This window comes from Streptomyces sp. SID5910, assembly GCF_009862125.1.
Lineage (GTDB): Bacteria > Actinomycetota > Actinomycetes > Streptomycetales > Streptomycetaceae > Streptomyces.
The window spans coordinates 1-786 of sequence record NZ_WWHX01000246.1 but is presented as its reverse complement, the minus strand read 5'-3'; the positions used below and the strand labels follow the sequence as shown (position 1 = coordinate 786).

At 76.2% G+C, this 786-nt stretch carries 1 pseudogene; it reads right to left on the bottom strand.

Annotation, left to right across the window (positions count from 1 at the left end):
* Positions 1-786 (bottom strand): annotated as a pseudogene (locus GTW67_RS37560) (S41 family peptidase); the annotation flags it as partial.

Here is a 786-nt window from a genome sequence, read left to right as displayed (position 1 = left end):
TGGACGCGGTGACCGGGAAGGGCGTCACCCGTGCCTCAAGTCCCTCCGCCTCCACGGTGACCGGGCCGCCCTCGCCCCGCTCGTCCTCCAGCGGGTCGAGACCGCCGGCGGCCGGGCGGCCCTCCGGGTTGAGCGCGAACGGCGAGGGGGTCGCCGACGACAGCGGCACCAGGTAGGGGCGGCAGCCCAGCGGGAAGGACAGGTCGCCGGTGTGCACGTCGTACACCGGGTCGAAGCCGCGCCAGGACAGGAACGCGAGGTAGCGGCCGTCGCTGGTGAAGACCGGGTTCTCGTCCTCGAAGCGGCCGTTGGTCACGTCGACGACGACGGGTCCGTCCGCGCCGTCGATGCGGGCCATCTTGATCTGCCGCAACGACCGGCCGATCCCCGGGTGGGACCACGTCAGCCAGGCCCCGTCCGGGGAGAACGCGAGGTCACGAACGGGCCCGTTGTCCGACCGGACGAGCTCGGCGACGACGCCTCCGGCGGGGGTGCCTCCGGCGGTGGCGCCGTCGGAGGGGGTGCCGTCGGGGCCGGCGTCCGCCGGGGTCTCGCCGCCTGGGTGCGGGCGGGTGCCTGTGGTGTCGCCACCCGGGTCCGCGTCGGTGCCGGCTGTGTCGCGGCTCGGGTGCGCGTCGGTGCCCGCGGTTCCGCTGCTCGGGGCTGGGCCGGTGCCTGTGGTGTCGCCGCTCGGGTCTGCTTCGGTGCCGGCTGTGTCGCGGCTCGGGCTCGCGTCGGCGTCCGCTGTGCCGCCGCCCGGGTGCGGGCGGGTGCCTGCGGTTCCGC